Origin of the sequence: Mycolicibacterium cosmeticum (genome assembly GCF_000613185.1) — a bacterium.
Lineage (GTDB): Bacteria > Actinomycetota > Actinomycetes > Mycobacteriales > Mycobacteriaceae > Mycobacterium > Mycobacterium cosmeticum.
In genome coordinates, this window is record NZ_CCBB010000001.1 from 2,284,894 (window position 1) to 2,308,668 (window position 23,775).

The 23,775-nt window shown below is 67.0% G+C and carries 21 protein-coding genes; 8 read left to right on the forward strand and 13 right to left on the reverse strand.

Annotation, left to right across the window (positions count from 1 at the left end; translation table 11 throughout):
- Position 1 precedes the first annotated feature (1 nt).
- Complete coding sequence (locus BN977_RS11015) at positions 2-787, reverse strand: 2-keto-4-pentenoate hydratase (protein WP_024451502.1); 786 nt, start codon at positions 785-787, stop codon at positions 2-4.
- A gap of 94 nt (positions 788-881) precedes the next feature.
- On the opposite strand from BN977_RS11015, the gene kstD reads away from it, so the two are divergent.
- On the forward strand, positions 882-2,573 hold the full coding sequence (kstD, locus tag BN977_RS11020) for a 3-oxosteroid 1-dehydrogenase (RefSeq protein ID WP_024451503.1): 1,692 nt from the start codon (positions 882-884) through the stop codon (positions 2,571-2,573).
- A 1-nt stretch (position 2,574) separates the two neighbouring features.
- Positions 2,575-3,435 (forward strand): enoyl-CoA hydratase ChsH3, encoded by an 861-nt coding sequence (locus BN977_RS11025; protein WP_024451504.1) that lies wholly within the window; start codon positions 2,575-2,577, stop codon positions 3,433-3,435.
- Here BN977_RS11025 and BN977_RS11030 read toward each other — a convergent pair whose 3' ends face one another.
- Positions 3,436-4,188, reverse strand: coding sequence for a hypothetical protein (locus BN977_RS11030; RefSeq protein ID WP_024451505.1), 753 nt, complete (start codon positions 4,186-4,188; stop codon positions 3,436-3,438). It abuts the gene before it with no gap.
- Positions 4,189-4,194: 6 nt separating this feature from the next.
- The gene (locus BN977_RS11035; RefSeq protein WP_036397584.1) at positions 4,195-5,289 is read right to left on the reverse strand and encodes a hypothetical protein; all 1,095 of its coding nucleotides are present in this window, start codon (positions 5,287-5,289) and stop codon (positions 4,195-4,197) included.
- Positions 5,290-5,522: 233 nt separating this feature from the next.
- On the opposite strand from BN977_RS11035, the gene BN977_RS11040 reads away from it, so the two are divergent.
- Entirely contained in the window at positions 5,523-6,548 is a 1,026-nt protein-coding gene (locus BN977_RS11040) for an endonuclease/exonuclease/phosphatase family protein (RefSeq protein ID WP_051251961.1), read from the forward strand.
- Here BN977_RS11040 and BN977_RS11045 read toward each other — a convergent pair.
- Entirely contained in the window at positions 6,538-7,755 is a 1,218-nt protein-coding gene (locus BN977_RS11045) for a hypothetical protein (protein WP_024451508.1), read from the reverse strand. The genes BN977_RS11040 and BN977_RS11045 overlap by 11 nt on opposite strands.
- Positions 7,756-8,057: 302 nt before the next feature.
- Here BN977_RS11045 and BN977_RS31415 point away from each other — a divergent pair, with 302 nt between their 5' ends.
- The 4 genes from BN977_RS31415 to BN977_RS11070 are packed head-to-tail and all read left to right on the forward strand — an operon-like array spanning position 8,058 to position 13,162.
- On the forward strand, positions 8,058-9,065 hold the full coding sequence (locus tag BN977_RS31415) for an aldo/keto reductase (protein ID WP_024451510.1): 1,008 nt from the start codon (positions 8,058-8,060) through the stop codon (positions 9,063-9,065).
- Positions 9,062-10,786 (forward strand): GMC oxidoreductase, encoded by a 1,725-nt coding sequence (locus BN977_RS11060; RefSeq protein WP_051561269.1) that lies wholly within the window; start codon positions 9,062-9,064, stop codon positions 10,784-10,786. The genes BN977_RS31415 and BN977_RS11060 overlap by 4 nt, the downstream gene beginning before the upstream one ends.
- Entirely contained in the window at positions 10,779-11,990 is a 1,212-nt protein-coding gene (locus tag BN977_RS11065) for a glycosyltransferase family 2 protein (protein ID WP_084172469.1), read from the forward strand. The genes BN977_RS11060 and BN977_RS11065 overlap by 8 nt, the downstream gene beginning before the upstream one ends.
- Positions 11,987-13,162, forward strand: a complete 1,176-nt coding sequence (locus BN977_RS11070; protein ID WP_036397587.1) for a lipase family protein — start codon at positions 11,987-11,989, stop codon at positions 13,160-13,162. The genes BN977_RS11065 and BN977_RS11070 overlap by 4 nt, the downstream gene beginning before the upstream one ends.
- A gap of 4 nt (positions 13,163-13,166) precedes the next feature.
- On the opposite strand, the gene BN977_RS11075 is transcribed toward BN977_RS11070, so the two are convergent.
- Positions 13,167-14,027: a glycoside hydrolase family 16 protein gene (locus BN977_RS11075; protein ID WP_234709538.1), complete on the reverse strand. Its 861-nt coding sequence runs from the start codon at positions 14,025-14,027 to the stop codon at positions 13,167-13,169.
- Entirely contained in the window at positions 14,003-14,575 is a 573-nt protein-coding gene (locus BN977_RS31420) for a PASTA domain-containing protein (protein WP_131590081.1), read from the reverse strand. The genes BN977_RS11075 and BN977_RS31420 overlap by 25 nt, the downstream gene beginning before the upstream one ends.
- A 147-nt stretch (positions 14,576-14,722) precedes the next feature.
- On the opposite strand from BN977_RS31420, the gene BN977_RS11085 reads away from it, so the two are divergent.
- Positions 14,723-15,559, forward strand: coding sequence for a glycoside hydrolase family 16 protein (locus BN977_RS11085; RefSeq protein WP_036397590.1), 837 nt, complete (start codon positions 14,723-14,725; stop codon positions 15,557-15,559).
- On the opposite strand, the gene BN977_RS11090 is transcribed toward BN977_RS11085, so the two are convergent.
- The 7 genes from BN977_RS11090 to BN977_RS11120 form a co-directional block, all read right to left on the reverse strand.
- Positions 15,543-16,160, reverse strand: a complete 618-nt coding sequence (locus BN977_RS11090; RefSeq protein WP_234709539.1) for a class I SAM-dependent methyltransferase — start codon at positions 16,158-16,160, stop codon at positions 15,543-15,545. The genes BN977_RS11085 and BN977_RS11090 overlap by 17 nt on opposite strands.
- Positions 16,161-16,175: 15 nt before the next feature.
- A complete protein-coding gene (locus BN977_RS11095; RefSeq protein ID WP_051561279.1) occupies positions 16,176-17,111 on the reverse strand; it encodes a glycosyltransferase family 2 protein in 936 nt (311 codons plus the stop codon).
- Positions 17,108-18,307, reverse strand: coding sequence for a polysaccharide pyruvyl transferase family protein (locus tag BN977_RS11100; RefSeq protein ID WP_036397591.1), 1,200 nt, complete (start codon positions 18,305-18,307; stop codon positions 17,108-17,110). The genes BN977_RS11095 and BN977_RS11100 overlap by 4 nt, the downstream gene beginning before the upstream one ends.
- Positions 18,258-19,550 (reverse strand): lipopolysaccharide biosynthesis protein, encoded by a 1,293-nt coding sequence (locus BN977_RS11105; protein WP_036397592.1) that lies wholly within the window; start codon positions 19,548-19,550, stop codon positions 18,258-18,260. Before BN977_RS11105 ends, BN977_RS11100 begins: the two co-directional genes overlap by 50 nt.
- Positions 19,551-19,647: 97 nt before the next feature.
- Entirely contained in the window at positions 19,648-20,400 is a 753-nt protein-coding gene (locus BN977_RS11110; RefSeq protein WP_131590083.1) for a hypothetical protein, read from the reverse strand.
- Positions 20,390-22,258 carry a putative glycosyltransferase family protein gene (locus BN977_RS11115; protein ID WP_036397595.1) on the reverse strand — a complete coding sequence of 623 codons (1,869 nt, stop codon included), beginning with the start codon at positions 22,256-22,258 and terminating at the stop codon, positions 20,390-20,392. Before BN977_RS11115 ends, BN977_RS11110 begins: the two co-directional genes overlap by 11 nt.
- Positions 22,255-23,124: a glycosyltransferase family 2 protein gene (locus BN977_RS11120; RefSeq protein WP_084172471.1), complete on the reverse strand. Its 870-nt coding sequence runs from the start codon at positions 23,122-23,124 to the stop codon at positions 22,255-22,257. Before BN977_RS11120 ends, BN977_RS11115 begins: the two co-directional genes overlap by 4 nt.
- Positions 23,125-23,775: the final 651 nt, after the last annotated feature.

A 23,775-nucleotide genomic window follows, 5' to 3' on the forward strand; every position in this document is an offset into this window, starting at 1 on the left:
CCTATTCGAAACTCAGTCGGACCGAACCTAGTCCGTCGAAATCTGCTACGAAATCGTCACCTGGACGTGCATCTATCGCACGCATGCACGCACCCGGCAGCACGATGTCACCGGCCTTCAGCCGCACGCCGAAGCTGTCCACCTTGCGGGCCAGCCAGGCCACCGAGGTGACGGGATTGCCCAGTACCGCGTCGCTGCGGCCCTCCGCCACCACCTCGCCGTTGCGCTTGAGCACGGCGTTGATGTTCTTGATGTCAATATCCTTGGGCGACACGCGTTCCGGACCGAGCACCCAACCGGCCGAGGAGGCGTTGTCGGCGATGGTGTCACACAGCTTGATCTTCCAGTCGGTGATGCGGGTGTCGATCAGTTCGATCGACGGCGCGAAGGCGGCGGTCGCGGCCAGCACGTCGTCCTCGGTGCAGCCCGCGCCGGGCAGGTCGTCGGCCAGCACGAAGCCCACCTCCACCTCCACCCGCGGGTACAGGTAGTTCGCCGTCTTCACCGGCTTGTTCTCGAAAACCTCCATGTCGGCGAGCAGGTGCCCGTAGTCGGGCTCGTCGACGCCCATCATCTTCTGCATGGCCTCCGAGGACAGGCCCACCTTGTGCCCGATCACCCGGGCTCCCTCGGCAACGCGCTGCCGGATGTTGATCAGCTGGATCTCGTAGGCATCCACCACGTCGATATCGGGGTAGCGGTCGGTCAACGGCGTGGTCGGGACCCTGCTGCGCTCGGCCTGGGCGAGATCAGCCGCGAGCTCGTCGCGAACCTCGACACTCAGCATCTGGTGAATTCCCCTCATAAGCTCATCAAGCCCTCGACCGGCGCAGTTGCGGGCCTGTTGTCGAAAGGCTCTGCAATTCTATAACGTGTTCTACATGACTGGACAGGAGTACGGTGCCTTCGACGTGGTCGTGGTGGGAAGCGGTGCCGCCGGCATGGTCGCCGCCCTTACCGCCGCTCACCAGGGCCTCTCGACAGTAGTCGTTGAAAAGGCTCCGCACTATGGTGGTTCCACTGCGCGGTCAGGTGGCGGAGTTTGGATCCCGAACAACGAGATTCTCCAGCGTGACGGTGTCAAAGACACCGCCGATGCGGCCCGCAAATACCTGCACGCCATCATCGGCGATGTCGTCCCCGCCGAGAAGATCGACACTTACCTGGACCGGGGTCCGGAGATGCTGTCGTTCGTGTTGAAGAACTCGCCGCTGAAGCTGTGCTGGGTGCCGGGTTACTCCGATTACTACCCGGAGACGCCGGGCGGCAAGGCCACCGGCCGTTCGGTGGAACCGAAGCCGTTCGACGCCAAGAAACTCGGGCCCGACGAGGCGGGCCTGGAACCGCCCTACGGCAAGGTCCCGATGAACATGGTGGTGCTGCAGCAGGACTACGTACGGCTCAACCAACTCAAGCGACACCCGCGCGGCGTGCTGCGCAGCATCAAGGTCGGCGTACGGTCGGTCTGGGCCAACGCCACCGGCAAGAATTTGGTCGGTATGGGTCGCGCGCTGATCGCCCCGCTGCGCATCGGCCTGCGCGAAGCCGGGGTACCGGTGCTGCTCAACACCGCGCTGACGGATCTGCATGTCGAGGACGGCGTGGTCCGCGGCATCTATGTGCGTGCCGCAGGTGACCCGGAATCGGCCGAGCCGCAACTGATCCGCGCCCGCAAAGGGGTCATCCTCGGGTGCGGCGGCTTCGAGCACAACCAGGAGATGCGCACCAAGTATCAGCGGCAGCCCATCACCACGGAATGGACCGTCGGGGCCAAGGCCAATACCGGGGACGGCATCCTGGCCGCCGAAAAGCTCGGCGCCGCATTGGAAATCATGGAGGACTCGTGGTGGGGCCCGACGGTCCCGCTGGTCGATGCGCCGTGGTTCGCGCTGTCGGAACGCAATTCGCCCGGGTCGATCATCGTCAACCTCAGCGGCAAGCGATTCATGAACGAGTCGATGCCCTATGTCGAGGCCTGCCACCACATGTACGGCGGCGAGTTCGGCCAGGGCTCCGGCCCCGGCGAGAACGTGCCGGCCTGGCTGGTCTTCGACCAGCAATACCGGGACCGCTACATCTTCGCGGGATTGCAACCGGGACAGCGTATCCCGAAGAAGTGGCTGGAGTCCGGCGTCGTCGTCAAGGCCGACACACTGGCCGAACTGGCCGAGAAGACCGGCGTGCCCGCCGAGGCCCTCGGCGCCACCATCGAGCGGTTCAACGGTTTCGCCCGCACCGGGGTGGACGAGGACTTCCACCGCGGCGAGAGTGCCTACGACCGCTACTACGGCGATCCCACCAACAAGCCGAACCCCAACCTCGGCGAGATCAAGCACGCGCCGTTCTACGCGGCCAAGATGGTGCCGGGTGACCTGGGCACCAAGGGCGGTATCCGCACCGACGTGCACGGCCGGGCGCTGCGCGACGACGGCTCGATCATCGAGGGGCTCTACGCCGCGGGTAACGTCAGCTCGCCGGTGATGGGCCACACCTATCCCGGCCCGGGTGGGACCATCGGACCCGCCATGACGTTCGGCTACCTCGCCGCACTCCACCTGGCAGGAAAGGCCTGACATGCCGATCGATGTCGACAAGGCGCTCGCTGCCGACCTGGACCCCATCGAGTTCTCGTGGACCAGCAGCGATATCCAGCTGTACCACCTGGGCCTCGGCGCGGGCGCGGACCCGATGGACGAACGCGAGCTGCGCTATCTGACCGACAACACCCCGCAGGTCCTGCCCACCTTCGGCAATGTCGCGGTCAGCTTCCACATGACCGAGGCGCCGACGGTGCAGTTCCCCGGCATCGACATCGAACTGTCCAAGGTGCTGCACGCCAGCGAGGGCGTCACCGTGCCCGGCCCCATCCCGACCAGCGGTAAAGCCTGGTCCAAACAGCGCTTCACCGAGATCTGGGACAAGGGCAAGGCCGCCGTCATCGTCAGCGAGTCCACCGTGACCGACGAATCCGGCACCGTGCTGTGGACCACCAAACGGTCCATCTTCGCCCGCGGTGAGGGGGGATTCGGCGGCGAGCGGGGGCCCTCCACCTCGGTGGAACTGCCTGAGCGCGCCCCCGACGCCGAGATCGCGCTGCCGACGCTGCCGCAGCAGGCGCTGCTGTACCGGCTGTGCGGCGACCGTAACCCGCTGCACTCCGATCCCGCGTTCGCCAAGGCGGCCGGGTTCGACCGGCCGATCCTGCACGGGCTGTGCACCTACGGCATCGGTTGCAAGGCCATCGTCGATCACTTCTTCGACGGCGATGTCACGCAGGTCGGCAGTTACGGGGCACGGTTCGCCGGCACCGTCATCCCGGGTGAGACGCTGCGCGCCGACATCTGGAAGCAGGACGGCAAGCTCATCGGGCAACTGACGGCACCGAGCCGGGACAACACCGTGGTGCTGTCCGGGGTGGAGCTCGTTCCCGCCTGATCAGACCCGGCGGGACAGGTCCTCGCCACCGGACGGTCGGCCGTGTTCATGCGGTGATACCGGCGCCGGACCGGCGGCACCGGGTGCCGGCCCGGCCGCGCCGTGCTGGGGCACGGCGTCACGCGCGTCCTGCTGCGCCTGCCGCTGGTCCTGCTGGTGCTCACGCTGATCCTGTTCGGCTTGGCGCTGGTCCTGCTGCGCCTGCCGGTCGTTGAGCTGCTGCTCCCGCTGATCCTGCTGCTGACGATCGTCGGGGCGGCCCTGCTCCTGCGGTATCTGCCCTGCCAGCTGCGAGCCCAAGGACCCCAGCGAACCCAGTCCGCCGGCGCCGCCGCCGGCACCCGAACCGGAGCCGCCGCCCTGACCGGCACTGCCCATGGCCTGCTGCATCATCGAGCCGAAGCTTCCGGTCTGCCCACCGAGACTGCCGGCGGCCTGCATCGGTGTCTGGGCCAGCTGACTCATCTGGCCCATCTGCCCGAGCATGCTGCCGAGCTGGCCGACCGACTGGCCGCCGGCCTCGTCGGCGTTCTGGTACGCCGACTGCGCCGCCCCCACCTTGCCGGAGAACATGTTCTCCTTCGTCGACACGGCGGTCACATTGGCCGTCAGGGCCGCCTCGAGGGTCGGCAGCACGGCCGAGATGGTCATGCTCATCGCGTCGGCGCCGGGTGGGATGGTCGGCATCGGCGGCAGTTCGACCGACGCCGCATCCCAGCTCAGCCCCTCGGGTTTCTCCAGCGGACTCGTCATCGTCGATCACCACTCATCGTCGTCGACCTCGTCTTCCCCGTAATCCAGTGACGGCGGTAGCGCCAGACCCTGTTTGACTCCCCCACCCTCGCCGCCGCGCTGGCCCATCATGCCCATCGGCCCACCGCCCATGCCGGCTGCACCGGCGGCGACCGGCGCGACGCCGCCCACCACGGCGCCGGCCGCGGCCTCAGCCGGGGCCACCGCCACCGGCAACGTCTTCCCGACCAGACTGGCCATCAGCGGGGTCTGCGCCGATCCGCCACCGGCGCCGGGCAGCCCCGCCGCGCGCACCATCCCCGCGCCGCCGCCGGCGCCCGAACCACCCGCCAGGGGGTGGTTGGAGAACGCCGCGAAGGGCGACGGCCCGCCACCGGCCGACGGTGATCCGCCCTTGCCGAGCATCGAGGTGAGCTGCTGGAGGGGCTGGGTCAGCTGTTGCAACGGCTGCATCATCTGCTGCGGGGCCTGCCCCAGCGCCTGTCCCAACTGCTGCGGCAGCTGGGTGAGCATCGAGCCCATCTGGCTGAGCATCTGCATCGCCTGTTGCGGGTCCTGACCGGCCAACTGCTGCGCACCGACCGCGGGCGGACCCGAGGCCGGCAGGCTCGGCGGTGCTCCGATGGTGTTGGCGAGTTCGGTGGCGTTGGCGGTCACCGTGGCCGTGTTCTGCGACAGCCCGAGTTTGATCCTGGCCTGCACCAGTTCCTGCACATTGCTGACCGGCATGGCCTGGATGGCCATGCACTCGGCATTCGTCTCTTCGGCCATGGTGTTCACCAGCGTCTTGGTGGCGATGACGGCGGCCTCCATGCTGCGCAGCTTGGCCGCGATGGCGGCCGCCAAGGCGCCGTTGGACTCATGACCGCCGATGATGGTGGTCGCCTCACCCGCCGCGGCGACGGCCGACCCGCCCTGCCACGCGTCGGCGAGCTTCATCAGCTGGCCCTGTTGCTGCGGCACCACCGTCCCGGTGATCTTCGCCGCCAGCGCCTCGTACTGCGCGGCCGCAGCACCCAGCGCATCCTCGTCGACGTTCGGCCAGCCCGGTCCCGTCACCGTCTGCGAGCCGAACGGACTCATATCGGGCTGCATACCCATGACACGGCCCCCTCTCCGCGCACCCTCCGTACCACTCGACCCTACCGTGCAGGCCACGTACCGCGGACACACAAATCTGAGACCCGAACACACGGCGGCCCGGTCACGTATGTTGAGGCTGTGCCTGCCGATGGTGCCTGCTTGTGTGGCCATGGCCGCACTGCGCACCAGCATTACCGTGCCGGATCCGACTGCGCCCTGTGTGACTGCACGTCCTACCGTTCACCGGCCGCATGGAAGCATCCGCTGCGCTGGGTCTTGCGGGCGCTGCGCACCGGCCGCGACGAAGCGCCCTAGGGCCCGACCTGATCCGGGCGCTGTCCACCACCGCCGCCTGCATCGCCACGGTGGTTGCCGGCGGTGCCTTCCTGGCGCGCTGGCTGGAGGTGACCAATCACGTCGTGCTCATCGCCGCCGCCGCTGCGCCGTACGCCGTGCCGCTGTCCGCATCGGCGGCCGTCCTGCTCGCCGTGTCCCGGCGCTGGGTGTTCGCCGCGGCGGCCACGCTGGTCGCGGTCGCGGCGGCGGCCGTGCAGGCGCCGGTGTTCGTGCGGTCCGGTGACACCGCCGCCGGGAACACCATTCGGGTACTGACCGCCAATCTCTACGAGGGGCGCGCCGACGCCGGCCGATTGCTCGCCGCCGCCCGCGAGCATGCCGACGTCCTGGCCGTCCAGGAGCTGACACCCGACATCGTCCAGCGGCTGACCGCCGCCGGTGTGGCCATCGACTTCCCCTTCCGCTGGATCGCAGACGGTCCGGCCGCGGAAGGGGTGGGTCTGTGGAGCCGCTTCCCGTTGTCCGCCACCGGCCGCGTTGCCGGTTTCATGCTCCCGCTCCTGAGTGCCCGCGTCGACGTACCGGGTATCGAGGTCGACCCCGTCGTGCTGGTGGTGCACCTCTCCGGCCCGTGGCCCCAGCCCATCGACGACTGGCGCAGCGATATGGCGCAGCTCCCACGCACCTTGCGGTCCATGGCCGATCAGGCCGGGGCGGGATGCGTCATCGCCGCCGGTGACCTGAACAGCAGCGTCGACATGCGGGACCTCCGCACCGCGCTGGCGGAATCCGGCTACCACGACGCGGCGCGTGACGCCGGTGCCGGACTGCTCCGGAGCTATCCCGCCAACACCGTCGCGCCACCCGTGATCGGTATCGACCATGTGCTGACGCACGACTGCGCGGCCATATCGGCGCGAACGGTTCCGCTGCCGGGATCGGACCATCTCGGAGTCGTCGCCACCGTCGCTATCCGGTGACGATGCGCATGGGATCGCACAGCACCGCGGCCGCGCGTTCGATGGCCTGGCGCTCGAAGACGTTGTCGTGAAACGAGATTGCGATGGTGCGGGTGTCGTCGGCGCGGGCGCTCAGGACGGTGATGCCACACGGGCCCGCCGGGTCCAACAGACCCGTGGCGATCCTGCTGCCGCCGGCTCGCCACGGCACGTCGAGCCGGGTGAGCAGCCCCATATCCGTGTACATCACCTCCCCGGCCGCGGCCCCCGCGCGCTCGCCGGGAACGCTTCGATCGGGCCGGTACCCCAGCAATGCCCGCGCCGAGATGGCCGCCATTCCCGCCAGTGGGGTGCCGGCCGCCATCACTTCACGCAACCGGGTGGCGAGGACCGCGACGGGCGCGTCGACGTCACACGGAAGGTCCAGGCCGATCATGAAATTCCCGTTGGCCGCGTGTCCCTGCGGTTGATAACGACGGCAGTCGAAGGCGACGATCACCCGCGATGTCATCGGCACCTCGGCGGCTGCCAGCGCCCGGCGCACCAGGTGCAGCCACACGGCGGCGCTGCCCGGCTTCTCGCCCTGCGCTCGGCACCATTGGTTCACCGCCCGCTCCTGGTCCGCGCCGACATGCGCGAGCACCACCGCGTGCGACGGTGTCCACGGCACCGCGGACACCGCCATCTGGGCCGGCGGCGAACGGAATTCGGTTGCCTGCCGCCAAACCGTACGCAGCCGTCCAGGATTGCCGGCGAACATGTGAAAAAGCGCGCGGGGCAACGCAAGTCGGGTGGGACGGCTCGACACCCACGGTGTACTGCCATGCTTGCAGTGCGCGAAGAGCGCCGAGGTCAGATCCACCGCAAAACGTCCGTCGCCCAGCCCGTGGTCGATATCGAGAACCAGGTGCCGCGCCGATACATGCGCCGTGAGGGGACTCCTGGGGTCGGGCGATCGACGCACGTGTTGCAGCACATCCGTGGGATTCCCGGCTGCCACGTCGTCGGGTAGGCGGCACACCGGAATCGGCGTCGCGAGGTCTCGATTCCACATCCGCCGGCCCGGTTCGGGGGACAGCGCCAGCCTGGTGTGCGTGCCGGCCGCCGCTATCTCGGACAGGGCCGCGGCGACCACGGACGGCGGGGGCATCTCCAGGTCGCCGAACAGACACGTGAACCGGCGCCCGGCCAGATACTGGTCCGTTCCGCCCGCCCAGTGCCCACGCATCAGGTCATCATCGCACTGGTTTGCCAACCCGTGACGAGTTTGCTCGACTCGGGCCGTATCGGCGTGACAGGCCTCTGGAACCGGCATCTCACGATGTCGGCCACGGGCCACCTCGCGCGGCGCCAGGACCGTGTCATCCGATGGTCTGAAATTAGCTGTCTGATGGCCGTGGTGGCCCGCAAAGCACTGCCATACGGCTTCATCATGCGCTAATGTGGGTCCAGGTTCGGGAATGTTGAGATTTGCCATCGTGCGCTGGTTCAGTGCAGAACCCCAGCGGACGGAAGACGGGTGCAGGCATCATGGATGGTCACCCCGAGATTTCGGACGACGCGGTGCGCGAATTTGCGCACGAGGCGGCGTCGGCGCCCGCTGGGACGCTCGGTTTCGGGTGCGCCAGCCTGTACGCGCTGCCCTCGGCGCAGCATCGGCGCACCATGCTCGAAGCCGCTTATGAGTTGGGCATCCGGCACTTCGACGTGGCACCGACGTACGGGCTCGGGATCGCCGAGAAGGAACTCGCGGACTTTCTGCACCACCGCCCCGATGTGACCGTCGCGACGAAGTTCGGCTTGCGTCCATCGATCCTGGGCCGCATCGCCGGAGCCACCCAGCATCCGGTCAGGCAGGGACTGTCGCGGCTGCCCGCCCTCCAGGCGAGGATGCGCGGAGCCGCACGCCGGCAGGACCCCGGTGTGCTGGACCGGATTCTCTACACCGAGCGCGACTACTCGGTCGCCGCCGCGCGGCGGTCTCTGTTGGACAGCCTGCGGGTGCTGCGGCGGGACCACATCGACCACTTCCTGATACATGAGCCCGCCGGGTATCCGATCACTCACCTGGAGGTCGTCGAATACCTGGAGCAGTGTCGCCGCGACGGCCTCATCGGCAGCTGGGGGCCCGCCGGCGATCTGTCCCGGATGAACCCCGCACTGGCCTACATCTGCGATCACGCAGGCGTTCAACAATTCCCGTACGACCTGGTTCAGGGTGCGGCGGGCCGGCCCGCCGCGCCGCACACCGTGACCTACGGGTTCATCTCCGCGGCCTTGCCCCGCGTGGAACAGGCGCTGGCGAATTCCCCCGCGCTGAGCCGTCACTGCACCGAGCTCCTCGACGCGGACGTCACGGACCGGCGCACCGTGATCTGGCTGCTCGCCCGGGATGCCTTCCGCAACAACCCGTTCGGGACCGTGCTGGCGTCCACGACGAAGCTGGGGCACCTGCGTCTGATCCACCGGGCGGCCACGACGCCGCTGCCCAACGAAACCGAGGTCGCCAGGGCGATCAGGAAGGAGTTCGGCGAATGACGGTCCAGTCGGGCTACGAACTGGCTCCCGGTGCCCGGCTTCGGGCCTCGCTCGTCGTCGTCGGCGCCGGACCGGCAGGCATCGTCTGCGCGGTCGAAGCGGCGCGGCGTGGGGTCGATGTGCTGTTGATCGAGAGCGGCGGCCGCGAACCCGACCCGCACCGCCAGCGATTGTCGACCGCCACCGTCCGGCACCCGAACCTGCACGCGCCCGTCGAGCTCACGGTGAGCCGCCAGATCGGCGGTACCTCCGCGATCTGGGGCGGGCGTTGCGTGCCCTATGACGAGGTGGACTTCCTCGACCGCCCGATCACCGCACCGTCGCGCTGGCCGCTGAGCTATCCGGACGTGCAGCCCTACTTCGATGCCGCCTGCGACTGGTTCAAATGTGGCCGTTCGGCTTTCGACGTCAAGGATCTGCCGCATCTTCCGGCACACATGGTGCCCGGACTTCCGGACGGTGACGTGTTGGCATCCACCCTGGAACGCTGGTCCCTGCCCACACACTTCGGTCGGGAGTACGGCGATGTGCTGACCGGGTCGACGAGGTTGCGGGTGTTGACGGACAGCACCTGCGTGCGTGTCGACATAGACGAGGACCTGTCCCGGGCCACCGGAGTGACGTGCAAGACCCTGGCCGGCGGCACCTTCTCCGTCGAGGCGGACCGCGTGATCGTGGCGGCCGGTGGACTGGAGAGTACCCGGCTGCTCATGTGCTCACCGGCCGCGGGCGGGCGCAGCGCCGGTGACCACTCCGGGCACCTCGGCCATTGGTACATGGCGCATTTGGAGGGCGTGATCGCCGATCTCGTCCTGTGCACACCTGCCGCCGAGACGGTGCACGGTTACGAACGCGATGTCGACGGCACCTATGTCCGGCGGCGACTGACCTTCGCACCCGGCTATCAGCTGGAGCACGGCCTGCCGAACATCGCCGGCTGGATCGCCAACCCGGAGCTACCGGACGCCTCACACCGCAACGTCCAGCTGTCACTCACCTATCTCGCACTGGTCTCGCCGCTGGGATCCCGGCTCGCCCCGCCGGCGCAACGCCTCTCCCTCACGGGTACCAAGATTCCCGGCACCCCCTACGGCACCGCCGCCAGATCCCCCATGCGTGCGCACCTGCGCAATGTGCTGTCCGACCCCGCCGGCGCCGCTCGCTTCGCGGTGGATTTCGGGGCGAAGCGGGTATTTTCCCGCGGCCGGAAACCACCGGGCTTCTTCGTCTGGAGCGCGGACAACCGTTATCCGCTGCAATATCACGGCGAACACCTGCCCCACTACGAGAGTTGCGTGCGGTTGGCCGCCGCGACCGATGAGCTGGGCATGCCCCGTCTGGACATCGACATCAAATTCACCGACGACGACATCCAGGGAGTGCTTGCGGCACACCGGCACTGGGACCGTTATCTGCGGACAGCCGGCGTCGGCCGGTTGGAGTACGTGGTCGACGATCCGGCTGCCGCTGTGCTGGCGCGGGCCGGTGGCGGCTTCCATCAGATAGGGACCACCAGGATGGCGGCCAGTCCCGCCGACGGTGTCGTCGACACCGACCTGGCGGTACACGGTATCCCGAATCTGCACGTGGTGAGCAGCTCGGTATTCGTGACGTCCGGGCAGGCCAATTCCACGTTTCTGATCGTGGTGCTGGCACTGCGGCTGATCGGTGCGCTCTACGACAAGGCCGACTCTGCCATCGGGGGGATCGAACATGCGTGAAATTCGCCGGGATCAACTGCGTTGCCCCGCTGTGGTGCTCGACATCGACGTCCGCACCAGCTACGGGTCCACGACCGTCGACGTAGAGCGGTACCGCACGGCCTGGTGCCTGGTGCGGGACGGGGGCGTCGTGGTCGAGGCGAGATTCTTCGATATCGAAGACCGCGCCACACTCACCCTCGACGACGTGCGCGTCGAGCTCGCCGCCGCCGGGCTACCGGTCGCCGCGACGCCCTCCTGTTCGGGTCACGCGTCACTGACCGTAGCCATCCCCACGAATCGCGCCGACAGCCTTCCGATCGCACTGCAGAGTCTGACGAAGCAATCCGATCCGGACTTCGAGGTGTTGATCATCGACAACTCGTCCGACGGCAGGATCGCGGCCGCCATGACCGACTTCGGCGGCCTCACACTGCGCACCTGCCATGAACCGTTACCGGGCATCTCGCGCGCCCGAAACTGTGGGATCGCCTACGTCAGAACGGATCTGGTTGCCTGGCTCGATGATGACGAAGTGGCCGATCCGGACTGGGTCGCCTGGCTGAAACGAGGATTTGCCGCACCGGGCCGGCCCGACGCGGTGGCCGGCGTGATGCTACCGGCGGAGCTGGAAACCCAGGCCCAGGTCGATTTCGAGCGGTACGGCGGGTTCAACAAGGGCAGGCCCATGCAACCGCAGGAACTACGTACCGGTAGCCGGGCGGTGCTCAGCCCGCTCTACCCCCTACCGGGTTTCGGCGCCGGAGGCAACATGGCTTTCCGGACGGACGCACTGCGCTCCATCGGCGGCTTCGACAACCGGCTCGGGAGCGCCATCATCCACGGCGGGGAGGAAACCCGGGCGCTGTCGGAACTTCTGCACCGCGGATCCTTGATTCTGCACTGGCCACCGGCCGTGACATGGCATTACCACCGGCGCACCAACCAGGAGCTGGAGAAGCAGCTGTACGGATACGCGGCGGGTCTGACCGGCTTCTACATGAGCTGGTTGGTGGCATCCCCCCGCTCGGCCCTGGAGATCGCCGGTTTGATCCCTCGCGGTGTCCGGCGGATCCTTGCGACGCGGCGCTCGGGCCGGCCCGGCGGCCCACCTGCCGGTTTCCCGGAGAATCTGCTCCGCGCCAGTCGGCGTGGACTGTACCGCGGGGCGTGGATGTACCTGTGGGAGAACCGCCATCAACGCCGCTACACCGTGACCAGATGACACCCCGAAACTCGGCATCGTTCCTGGCCCTCGCACTTCTGACGAGCGCGTGCACCGCCTTGCCGTCGTCGGCTCCGGCTCCCCCGGTGGTGACGCCGCTGGTCCAGATTTCCGCTGCCGCCTGGGCAGAAAGAGGCATTGTGCAGCAACAGGAGCCGCTCGACCGGCTGGCGGACCCCGACTCGGTGATCGGGATGTCCCGGCGCGCCGTCTACTTGTCGGTGTCCGGCGTGGACGGCGGGGTGCGCCAGGTCTCGGGGGCATTCTTCACACCCCGCGGCCGGCCGCCGGCCGGCGGTTGGCCGGTCATCTCCTTCGGTCATGGCACGACCGGTATCGCCCCCGCCTGCGGCCCGTCATCCGATCCGGATCTGTTGGGACACCTGCCCTTGGTCCGCACCTTTCTCGACGAGGGCTATGCGGTGGCGGTCACCGACTACGAGGGCCTGGGGCAACCCGGCACCCACCCCTATCTGGAACCACGAACGGCAGCCTTCAACATGATCGACGCCGTTCGTGCACTGCGCGCGCTCACACCGGATGTTTCACCGCGCTGGATCGCCTACGGCGCATCACAGGGCGGCCAGGCCGCCTGGGCCACCGACGAACTGAACTCGTACTACGGATCCGGGCTCGATCTGCTCGGCAGCGTCGCCTTGTCACCACCGGCGAACATCACCGGCATGGCCCGTCTCGCGTGGACGGGGTCGCTGACCGAACGCCAGGCCGCCATGTACCCCTTGGTGGTCGTCGGCTTGGGCCGCTACAACGGCGACATCCCCGAATGGTCGTACTTGCACGGGCAGGCCGCCGCCAACGAAGGGGCACTGGACACCTGCAAGTCACCCATAACGGATCCCGACAGCGCCGCGGTGGACCTGAAACCGGATACCGAGGCACAGACCGATGCGCTACGGTCTGCTCTGCAGCGGATCGCCCTGCCGCAGCGCAAGATCGACAAGCCGATGCTGGTGGCCAATGGCAGCGAGGACCCGGTGGTGCTTGCCGATTGGGTGAATGCCGCAGTCGCCGAAAGCTGCGCCCTCGGTGGACAGATCCAGCACCTGGAGATCGCCGGTGCCGGGCATGACGGGATGCCCGCTGCCGACGGCGCGGTACATGCTTGGATCGCCGACAGATTCGCCGGCAGACCCGCGCCCTCCACGTGCTAACGGGTCACGCCGCGGGCTCCCACCGAAACCAGTCGACCACCATGGTGGCCGGCCACCGGGTGGTGTCGTCGGGAGGTCCGGCCCAGTCGTCGCCGACCGCGACGTTGAGAATGGCGTACATCGGATGGTCGAAAACCCATCGCTGGTCTGGTGACAACGAATCCGGGGTGAATGTCGCGAACGTCGTGTCATCCATGCCGATGACGATCGAACCGGGCGCCCGCACCGCCCAATAGGTGTGGAAGGCGGCGCTCAGGTCGACAGTCTGCGCCTGCGTCTGCAGTTGATAGTCAATTCGCGCGCCGGGCGGGCGGGCGGTCCACGGACCGTGCAGTGTCGTATAGCGATACGTCCCGGAGCTCGGCATTTCCACCAGGTCGATCTCACCGCAGTCCGGCCAGCCTGCCGTGTCGATATCGGTGCCCACCAACCAGAAAGCCGGTGAAATCCCCTTACCGGTGGGCATCTGGATACGCGCGGACAAGGTGCCGTACAACATGGGCACCCGCCGGCGCGTGACCAACCGTCCCGAGGTGATACCCGATGCGGTCGGCTTCGCCTCGATGATCAGATGCCCCGCGCCGTCGACCCGGACATTGTCGCGCGAGCTGGTGTACTCCTGGAGTTGGCCGTGCGTCCGCCATCGACCGACGTCATAACCCCAGACCGCGTCATCGGGAGCGCTGTTCGCAGCACCGTCGAAGTCGTCGAACACCGCTGAATCGGACCCGGGCACGGCAGTGTCGGCGACGCAGACGGCCTGCACCGTCGAGGCCGGCAGGGCGATGACCACACCCACGCACGCCGACTGCAGCACCCGCTGCCACGCATGCCCTCCGGTCATTCGGATGCGATCGGTGGACATCCATCGATGGCGCCCCATTCCGGATGCTGTTCGTGCGCCCTGGCGCACCATCGCTGTCCGTCGGAGCTCTGTTTCCACTCCATCGACTTTCGTTCACTGGTGGCGCGAACTGCCTCGGCGTCCGCGGCCGTATTGCCGGCCGAATAACCGGGATTGAGGGCCGTTGCAGCCTTGGGGTAACAGCTCAGATGAACCTGAACGACGTTGCCCCGCTGGATACCCGAGTCGTCGTTGAACTTGGCTTGTGACGTACCGACGACGAAACAGTCGTTCAGCGACACCCGGTCACCGGTCTTGGTGGCCACCACCGGCGTCAGGTTCGCTTGGCCGAAAACACCTTTGGCGTCGGAATAGGTCATGCCCACCACGTCGGGATCGGCATGACAGATCGACGCGAACAGCAGCGCGGCCGGTGCACACGCGATGCCGATCCCAATCCGTTCGACTAACCGGTACATATTTGCTGCCGCCTCTCGGTCATGGGTAATGATAACCCCGCGACCACCACCGAGAACAGGGTTGGCTTGCTCCGTCAGACCAGTTGTCACGTGGGTCAATTATGGCTGTCATCAGTGTATTTGATGAATCACGTATCTCGCCGCGAAGCATTCGACAGGGCCACCGGCGCCGATGCCGCCATCGTGGTCGACACCGCGGCAATCAGTTCGCTATGATCGCCGGGTGCGGGACGTGCCATGAACTGGAGCAGGGCATCGAAGCGCCGCAAGCTCTGCCGACTGCGGGTACTTCCCGCCGTCGCCCTCATCGCGTTGTCGGTGAACTGTGCACCGGCAGCGGCAAGCCCCCATACCGGATCGCCATATTGGTGGCAGGGCATGGTGTTCGACGACTTCGACGATTTCGACGTGACCAGCCGGTACTGGAACTACGAATACGGTCGCCCGGGAATCGCCAACCACGAGCTGCAGGAGTACACCGATTCGACCGACAACGTGCGCATCGACGATCTGGGAAATCTGGTCATCGAGGCCCGTCGCACCGCCGGCGGGTATACATCCGGTCGATTGTCCACCCGCGGCAAGCTGGACATGATGTACGGCACGATCACCGCACGCATCAAAGCGCCGTCGGGACAGGGGATCTGGCCGGCATTCTGGCTACTGGGATCAGACATCGACACCGTCGGCTGGCCGGAATGCGGTGAGATCGACATCATGGAACTGGTCAGCAGCGGCACCACCTTTCATGTGTCGATACACGGCCCGCCGGCCGGTTCCCAGTACGCGGACTCCGATGCCGTCAGCACGCAGGGTGCCATCGCCGATCTCACGACCGATTTCCACAACTACTGGGTCACCCGCCGACCCAGCCGTATCACCATCGGCGTCGACCAGCGCACCCTCGGTGAATTCACGCCCGACTCGCTACCGTCCTATGCCCGTTGGGTTTTCGAACGTCCGATGTATGCGGTGCTCAACGTCGCGGTCGGCGGCGACTGGCCGGGGTCACCGGACGCGACGACGCACTTCCCCGCCACCATGCTGGTCGACTGGTTCAGCTACACACCGTAGCCGCGTCACCCGAGCACGGGTCACTGGCCTGGGCGCGACGCGACAGCACGAACAGTCGGTTGTTGCCCCAGCGCTGCTCGTGTTCGGTCGACAAGCCGTGCACCGAGAACAGTGTCCGCAATTCGTCGGGGCGATAGTGATTCATCCAGCCCTGCGCCATCCTGCCGGCCTTCTCGTACAGTCCTTCCATCGATCGGCGTTTGGACTCCACGCACACGTAGGACACCACACAGGTTGGGACGCTGCGCGACAACCACTCCACGGTCGCGGGTACGTCGACGAGGTATTCCAGTACTCCCATGAGCACAGCGACATCGAAGGTGCCCGAGCCGAGATCGGGAAGGGGTCGACGATTGAGATCGCAGACGATGGTACCCACGCCTCGGTCGACCAGGTCGGATGCGACATAACTGCACGAGGGATGGAGGTGCCTCTCCAGAAGCCGATTGCCGGCGCCGAACTCGATGACCCGACTGCCCATAGGGACAAGGGCGGCCGCCTGCCTGGTTCGCGGCTCCCACCAGGCCTCCAGGCTGCGGGGGTCGGACCAACGTTGCCGATCGGTCTTGCGTAACACCGTCCCGACGGCTCGGGTCATCATCTGTGGCAACTCTCTTCACCGCTTTCTCTTGCCGATGACGGTTTCGGCCAGCCAGCCGGCGGCCGTGGCGACAAGTCCCGCCACCATCGCCACGCCGCAGGCCAATGCTGCCGCATCGTGATCGAACAGCGCGGACCGACAGGAACGCAAGAACGCCTGCGGCAGAACACGGGTGGCGAATCGCCGCTCCGCCGATGTGCTGGACTGCCATCCGGCGAAGCGGGCCAGCGCGGCCTTCCCCCGGCCCTCGTCCCAGCACCGCCGCAGGAAATAGCCGGGAGTGCTGCGGGCCTCCGGAACATGGTGTGCCACCGCGGCCGCCGGTTCGTACAACCAGTAACCGTCCGGTATCGCGCGCCCGATCCGCAGGCACAGATCGGTGTCCTCGGGGCGGGACACCGCGCCGGTCTTGCAGAATCCCGGGCGAAAGCCGCCCACCGCGTCGAGCGCTGTCCGCCGAATCGCCGTGTTACCGCCCCACACATTGCGAACCCGGCCCACCGTTTCCGGCAGTCCGGCATACGAGGCGCCGACCACCCAGTCGAACTCGGGCGGAAACCAGCGGGGTCGCCGCTCCGGCCAGTGCGGCAGTATCCTGCCGCCCACGCCGACCACGCGTGGATCGTCGAAATGGCGGCACAGTCGCTGCAGCCATTCCGTATCCACCGCGGTTTGATCGTCGTCCAGGAAGGCCACGATGTCGCCGCCGCTGTGCCGCACGCCGGTGTTGCGGGCCGCCGATGCGCCCGGTGATCCGGTGTTTTCCCGCACCGTGACGCCGGGCAGTTCCGCCCGGGCGCGGACGGCGAGTGCGGGGTTGTGATCGATGACCAGGATCACCTCCCGCGGGGCAGGCACCTGACGTTGCGCCGAAGCCACCGCGCTGACCGTGTCCGGCCAGCGCTCGTCTGCGTACGCCGCGATCACCACCGACGCCGGTGCGGTGGTCATACCCGTGCCCGCCGCAGGGAGTGCTCGACGATCGCACCGAATCGCTGGTACGCGGCGTCGGCCGCGGCCACCTGTCGTCGCGCGTTTCGATGGATGGCGTCGCGATCCGATTCCGTGGTGTCCCATGCCCGGATCAACGCGCGCGTCGCGTCACGCCCGAATTGCGGTCCGCTGCGCACGATGTGGCATCCGCCGGGGAACAACGCCGCCAATCCCCGGAACTTCCCGTCGTAGTAGCCGGAATTCGTGATGCACACGGCAGGCACGCCGGCCGCCAGGGCGAACACCGCGGCGTGGTAGCTGCCGGTGGCGACGACGCGGCAGCCCGCCGCCCTGCTGATCAACTGTTCTGGGGTGCCGTCGGATCCCTCGTCGCCGAGGACGCGCAGATCCGAGGCCGCACTGTTGTATTCGACCGGCAAGGCGACGGTGTCCACACCCCGTCGGCGCGCGGCGCATTCGACGACCCCGATCACCTGCCGGCCGGCCGCCTCCGTCACTCCGCTGTACCCCGCGGCCCGGACATTCACGCCGATCCGGATACCGGTGACCGGTCTGGCCGGCGGTGTGGCGAGCAGCAGGGCGTCGTCACCGGTGACGATGACCGATTCTGGCGCAACGGAAGCCCGGGAAACGATCGGCAGTGAACCCACGCCTTCGCGCAGCCCGAGGACCGCCAGTCGAGGGGTCACCACGCGCAGCAGACGCTTCAGTATCGGGTTGGTCAGCGGGCCGATGCCCTGTCCGAACATCGCTGTCGGTGTGCCGAGGCGCTGCGCCATCGCGAGCACGCTCAGCACGCCGACACCATGCCACCAGAAGGTGTCGTTGATGAATCCGCCGCCGCTGGAGACCACGACATCGGCGCGCCGGATCGCCGGCAGCAGATCGGTTCGGTCGTCGGTGCTCGGGCTTCGGCCCGATCCGGCGGCCAACGGCGCCGCCATCTTCCACAACTGCTCGGCGGCGAGTTGTGCCCTCGGCGGTAGTTTGGCCAGTGGCCCGCGATGGGCGATGGCGGCCACGACCGGCGTCGTCTCGGGGCAATACCGCGCGAGACGTTCGGCGGATTCGGTGATCACCTCGATGGTGGCGTCAGGCCAGAGCGATCGCAGTCGCAGCACGCAGGCCTGCAGCATGGCGATATCACCGATGTTCAGCAAGGCGTACCCGCTGTGGTCCACCAGAATCCGCATCGCATCCTCCCTTCGGTGCCTCGTCTGCCGACTGCGCCCTGGCCTTGCTGATCGCCGGCCAGAAACACACCGCTTCGATCGCGGTCGCCGCGCCCATGGCGACGCCGACCCCGGTCACCCCGGCAACCTGCAGTCCCACCTCGGCAGCTGCCAGCTCGAGTAACGCTCCCAGCACGGCCGCCCGGGCGGCTCGGCCCAGCGCCCCCTGCGCGCGGCGCACCGCGATGTAGATCGACTTGATGGCCCCGCAAAAGGTGCAGATGAGCAGCGCCATCAGGCAATAGCGGGCGTCGACGTACGTCGGGCCGAACACCGCCAGCAGGGGGCCCGCCAGGATCGGCCCACCGAGTGCCGCAGCGGCGGAGACCACCGCCGAGAGTTTCAGCGCCATATCCAATCCGGTGCGGAAGTGCTGCGGATCCCCACTGTGCAGCGCGAACATCGCGGTTCCGAGGTGGTTCGGGATGATCCAGATGAAGGTGACCATCAGCAGCGCGGCATAGAAGCCGGCGTTGGCTTCGTCGCCCAGCTGAGCCGCCACCATGATCGGCAACGCCAACCGCGGAGCCTGGGTTGCCACGTTCACCCAGTGATGCCCGGCGGCCGTGCGCCAGATCGGTATGAATCCGCGAGGTGACGGCAGCATTCGCAGCCAGCCGCCGAGATTTTCGACGCGTGCCGCCAGGAACAACAGCGACACGATGTTGCCCAGCAGCCAGCACAACAGGATGATCCGAGGTGACAACCCGGCCAGGTAGGCGGCGAGCGGCAGGGCGGCCAGTTTCACCACCGCGAATGTCAGGTTGCGCAGAACCTGCCTGCGGCTCTGCTGGAAACCGATGAGGGCGCCGTCCACCACGATGGTGACCGTGCTGACCGCCGTGGCGAACGCGAACAACAGCACCCCCGGCGGTGTCCCGTACATCCAGGTCGAGTCGGCCAGGATGTGGTGCACCAGCGCGAAACCGGTGGCGGCGACGAACGCGACGCACCCCGCGATACCGAACGTGGTCACCACCAGTCGCTTGGTGTCGGTTCCGGTGCGCCGGGGTAACTCGGCGATCAGCAAGGTGTGCAGGCCCAGGGTGGCGAAGGTGGCTATGAACTCCATGGCCGATATGACGGCGGCCGAGCGTCCGACGATCTCCGGGGTTCCCAGCCTGGCGGCCACCGCCCAGAAGACGAACCCCAGTCCTGCGGTCAGCACGGTGGTACTGCACAGCGCCGCGGCGACCCGGACCACCAGGTGCCCGCCGGACCGGGGTCCCGCGGCACGGCGTGTTCCGAAGATGCGCCGCCGCCCGCCATCCGTGCGGTGACGGGCGTTCGGTCGCGACAGTTCAGCGGGTGGCAATCCACACCATCCGATACGGTTCACCGGCGACCTCTCCGCGGTACAGGGACGCGCGGGCTTCGGCGCCCTCCGCGACGACGGGCAGGGTCCACACCTGCCCAGGCACCAAGGTCACCTGATTCGTCACGGTCCGGGCGCCGGTGTCCATCACGACCGTGAAGTCCTCCGTCGCCGATTCGTGGCTGCGGATGCCCAGTTCGGCGTGCACGGCCCGCAACGGGGAGCGCGCCGGATTATCTGGGACCAGCCATAATTCGGTGAAAGGCTGTTCGTGCCGGTTGAAGCTGTGCATCGAGACGAGGCCGGCCGCCACGACGACCGCGGCGGCGGTCACCAGCTTCGCCGCCGATTGCCAGGTGGACCGACCGAATTCGATGTGCGGCCGGTGCACCGGGGCGCCCGTCCGCCGGAAGTGGGCGATGGCGCAGCCGGCCAGGGTGACCACCAGGGCATAGGTCAGCCAGTTGAACCGGACGAGCCCGGACGGGATCAGATCGAGGACCAGCCCCCCGAAGATTCCCACGGCCACCGTGCCCGCGCCGACCGTGGTTCCCCATACGGTGGCGCTGCGATGCCTCGGCAGGATCGCCATCGCGATCGCGATTCCGGTGCACCCGAAGCAGACGATGACAGCGGCGACCGTGGCAAGCAGACGAGGTATGGAGGGCAGCACCGCGACGGCGTAACTCACCAGCGCGACGACCGCCGTCCAGCCGGCGCTGTCCATCCTAGTTCGCATACGGTGAACCTCCCCCGCCGCGCAGGTCGTACATGCGGGCCTGGCCGGAGTCATAGATGCGCGAAAGGCCCTTGACGGCATCGAATTTCGTCAGCCCCGGCAGCGCAATCGGGTCCCTGGTCTTGGCCGACATGACGTCTTGCGGAAAGTACTTGCCGTTGATGGGGGTATAGCGGGCCATCCGCAGATCCACGTCGACATAGATCGCCGAATGTGACTTGACGTGTGCGACATTGGCGTGCGTCACCGTTTCGGTGTAGTACAGCGTGTCCGGATCATCCACCGGATCGAGTTGACCGATCGTCGACAGCAGCGTCAGCCCGGTGACATCGCTGAAGTACCGCGAGCCCGGCCGCAGATACTTCGCCACCCACTCGGCCCTGCTCACACCGATGCGATCGATTCCGCTGGCATAACCCTCGATCCAGAATTCGCCGGGAATCCGTCCCCACCACGGTGGCATGCTGACCGTGATCGAGCTGACGAAGAGCACCACCGAAAGCGCGGTGGCGGTGGGCAGATGGCTGGTGATCCTGCGCAACCCGGCTCGGGTCCGCTCGGCCGAGGCGAGCCGGCACAGTGTGGTCGCGGCTACCACGGCGGTGAAGAAAGCGGCGAAAGTCAACAACCGTCCGGCCAGTTCGGCGCCGTTGGTGACGACGGCGCGCATCCCGACGGCTCCGAGGTACATCGCCAGGCCGACCCAGGCGAAGATTCGCTCAAGCGGAGTTCGGTGCCGCGCGTACCGCACACCGACGATGATGAGTGTCAACATCACCAATACTCCTGCCGGAGCAAGGATCCGGTCGAAGGCCGGTGTGGGCGGCCCGGGAAGATCGATCCCTCCGCTGAACTTGGCCAGATTGTGCAAGCTGTCCAACATCATCTCGGCGGGGCTGCCGAGGTAGGTGATGGTGATCGGCGCGACGGCCAGGATCCAGCAGGAGATGACCAGACCGGTGACCGCGGTGCATGTCGCCATCGGCAGGGCCAGGCGCCGCCCGTCCCTGAAGGCGAGCGCCGCCACGCTGATTCCGCCGAGCATTCCGACGGTGACGAGTGACGAGACGTGGTGGGTCACCGTGACCACCGCGAAGCACCCGATGAGCGCGTAGAAGCTGCGAGAACGGTTTTGGGTGTGCGTCGCGAACCGGATGGCGAACAGCAGCGACAGCACCACGAAGGGTAGGGCGGCGGTCTCGTAGATGAAGGACGTGTCGAAGTAGGACGCGTGCGGGTTGAGCAGATAGAGCAGCACCCCGACACACGCGACCCGGGTCGAGTGGGCCAGCTCGCGGAACAGCAGGATCAAACAGGCCGCGAGGAGAACGTGCGAGACGGCTGCCACCAGGGTGCCGGCCAGAAAGGGATTCGCCGAGGTGGTGTGCACGAGTTCGCTGGTGACGTTCTGCAGACCCGGATAGCGAGGGCTGATCGGCAGGTTGTAGTTGGGGCTGAACAGGTGGTGCGTGGTCAGTACGTTTTCGAGGGAGCGGTAATGCTGGAGCTCGTCGGAGAAGGTGAATCCGTGTGGGCTGTACATCCAGCGGATCATCGACTGGGCCGCCGCGAACAGCAGCACGAGAATCTCCCGCTCCCGCGGTGACGTCGCGGTTCGCAGTACCCGCCAGCACGGATAACCGAAGATGACGAGTTGCCCCACCCAGAAGAACGGTGCGGCGTACTGGGTGCCGGCCCGGCCACGCGCGTAACCCCATGCGACCAAGAGCACCCCGCCGGCCATCACCAGTGTGGCGTTGGCGACCCAACGCCACAGTTGCCCTTCGTGTTCCGGTGCGCTGACATGCTCCTCGCGAACGGGGGTCGACACGTCCCGGTCGGCGCCGATGACGATCACAGCGGATATCGCACCGTCGGCGGAGCGGGCTGGACCGCCGCCGACGGGCCCTGTCGAAGGTGGGCAGCCCGGACACCGGCCAGCACGACCACCTGTCCCGGTTGCGGCTCCTGATGTCTGCGAGACCGCCGAAATTCACGCCGGATGGTCGACAGCACCCGCAGGCCGTCGCCGACCGCGTTCAGGTTGCTCACCCCGTAGACCCGACTGGCCTCGTAACTGGCCACCTCGGCCACCTTGACGCCGCTGGCGGCGAGGCGCACGTTGATGAGCGTCTCGATCTCGAATCCGTCACCCCATTGCGATTGGCTCGTGGCGCAGTCCGGCAGCTGCATCACATCCAGACAGCACCGCCAGAATGCGTTGTAGCCGTAGCACAGATCGGTGTAGTTGGCGGTGAAGAGCACATTGACCAGTCCGTTCAGCCGCTTGTTCCCGAAACGCCTGATCCTGGTGATATCGGCACTCCCGCCGCCCTGGATGAAGCGGGAACCCTTGGCAAATTCGGCACCGCCGAGCAGCGCTCCGACGAACCGGGGGATCTCGGCGGGATCGGTGCTGCCGTCGGCGTCGATCATGACGATGATGTCGCCGGTTGCGGCGGCGAACCCACATGCCAACGCGTTTCCTTTGCCACGCCGTGTCTGCCGGATGTGCACACCATCGGGCCACAGTTCGCGGGCCACCTCCGCGGTGCGGTCCTGCGAGTCGCCATTGACGAAGACGATCTCGTCGACATCCAGCGGCATGCGTGCCGCGACCAGTGGCAGATTGCGTTCCTCGTTGAGAGCCGGGATGACGACACTCACGCGCGGTCGCGGAAGATGGTGTGGGACCACGTCCCTGATATGCGCTACCCCGGTCATCGGAGTGTCTTTCCGGACATCGGTGCTCCCATCGAGTGAAGCTTCTTCGGGACCCGATGACCCCGACCAGCAAGCGCTGAATGCTATCGCCGCAAACCCCGCAACTGTCGGTCACCCGCCTTCACTAGCCAGAAAGATAGCATTCGCTGAAATACGCCACAACGCGAATCTGGCAAAATCTGTGCGATTGTTGAAAACGTAAAAGCGAGCACACTGAACAATGCGTCCGAGCAGCGCGGATATGGTAATTGACCAGCTAGTTAGCGTGGTTTTCGGCACGCTATCGGAGCGCCTGAAAACCGCCGGAGGTCAGTCAAACGTACGACATCGGCGACATTCAGCAATATTGACAATTCTAGCAATTATTTGCCACAAGTCAGAACTGAGGCTTGATCGAGGTCGTCACGCGGAGGCACGATGGGGCATATCACCGCAATATCAGCAAACACGTCAATACTACGAACCGAGCCACCCCCGAGCGAACCACCACCCATTGGAGCCGCCGGCACTTCCCCAGATGGCCATCCCCGCACACACCCGTTCACATGGTCGGGGCGACGGGCCTTGCCCGCATGCACGGAGTTTGCCATGGACCTGAGATGGCGCCGGCATCCCCGCTCGGAACATCCCCACATTCCGGCGTCATTCACC

Coding starts and splice junctions, on each gene's coding strand:
- BN977_RS11030 (WP_024451505.1), bottom strand. CDS start 4,188: ATGACGAGTCCGCTGGAGAAACCCGAGGGGCTGAGCTGGGATGCGGCG.
- BN977_RS11120 (WP_084172471.1), bottom strand. CDS start 23,124: ATGACCGGGGTAGCGCATATCAGGGACGTGGTCCCACACCATCTTCCG.
- BN977_RS11015 (WP_024451502.1), bottom strand. CDS start 787: ATGCTGAGTGTCGAGGTTCGCGACGAGCTCGCGGCTGATCTCGCCCAG.
- BN977_RS11025 (WP_024451504.1), top strand. CDS start 2,575: ATGCCGATCGATGTCGACAAGGCGCTCGCTGCCGACCTGGACCCCATC.
- kstD (WP_024451503.1), top strand. CDS start 882: ATGACTGGACAGGAGTACGGTGCCTTCGACGTGGTCGTGGTGGGAAGC.
- BN977_RS11060 (WP_051561269.1), top strand. CDS start 9,062: ATGACGGTCCAGTCGGGCTACGAACTGGCTCCCGGTGCCCGGCTTCGG.
- BN977_RS11075 (WP_234709538.1), bottom strand. CDS start 14,027: ATGTCCACCGATCGCATCCGAATGACCGGAGGGCATGCGTGGCAGCGG.
- BN977_RS11110 (WP_131590083.1), bottom strand. CDS start 20,400: ATGCGAACTAGGATGGACAGCGCCGGCTGGACGGCGGTCGTCGCGCTG.
- BN977_RS11100 (WP_036397591.1), bottom strand. CDS start 18,307: ATGCGGATTCTGGTGGACCACAGCGGGTACGCCTTGCTGAACATCGGT.
- BN977_RS11035 (WP_036397584.1), bottom strand. CDS start 5,289: ATGGGTATGCAGCCCGATATGAGTCCGTTCGGCTCGCAGACGGTGACG.
- BN977_RS11045 (WP_024451508.1), bottom strand. CDS start 7,755: ATGCGTGGGCACTGGGCGGGCGGAACGGACCAGTATCTGGCCGGGCGC.
- BN977_RS11085 (WP_036397590.1), top strand. CDS start 14,723: ATGAACTGGAGCAGGGCATCGAAGCGCCGCAAGCTCTGCCGACTGCGG.
- BN977_RS11095 (WP_051561279.1), bottom strand. CDS start 17,111: ATGACCACCGCACCGGCGTCGGTGGTGATCGCGGCGTACGCAGACGAG.
- BN977_RS11070 (WP_036397587.1), top strand. CDS start 11,987: ATGACACCCCGAAACTCGGCATCGTTCCTGGCCCTCGCACTTCTGACG.
- BN977_RS11090 (WP_234709539.1), bottom strand. CDS start 16,160: ATGATGACCCGAGCCGTCGGGACGGTGTTACGCAAGACCGATCGGCAA.
- BN977_RS11065 (WP_084172469.1), top strand. CDS start 10,779: ATGCGTGAAATTCGCCGGGATCAACTGCGTTGCCCCGCTGTGGTGCTC.
- BN977_RS31415 (WP_024451510.1), top strand. CDS start 8,058: ATGGATGGTCACCCCGAGATTTCGGACGACGCGGTGCGCGAATTTGCG.
- BN977_RS11040 (WP_051251961.1), top strand. CDS start 5,523: ATGGAAGCATCCGCTGCGCTGGGTCTTGCGGGCGCTGCGCACCGGCCG.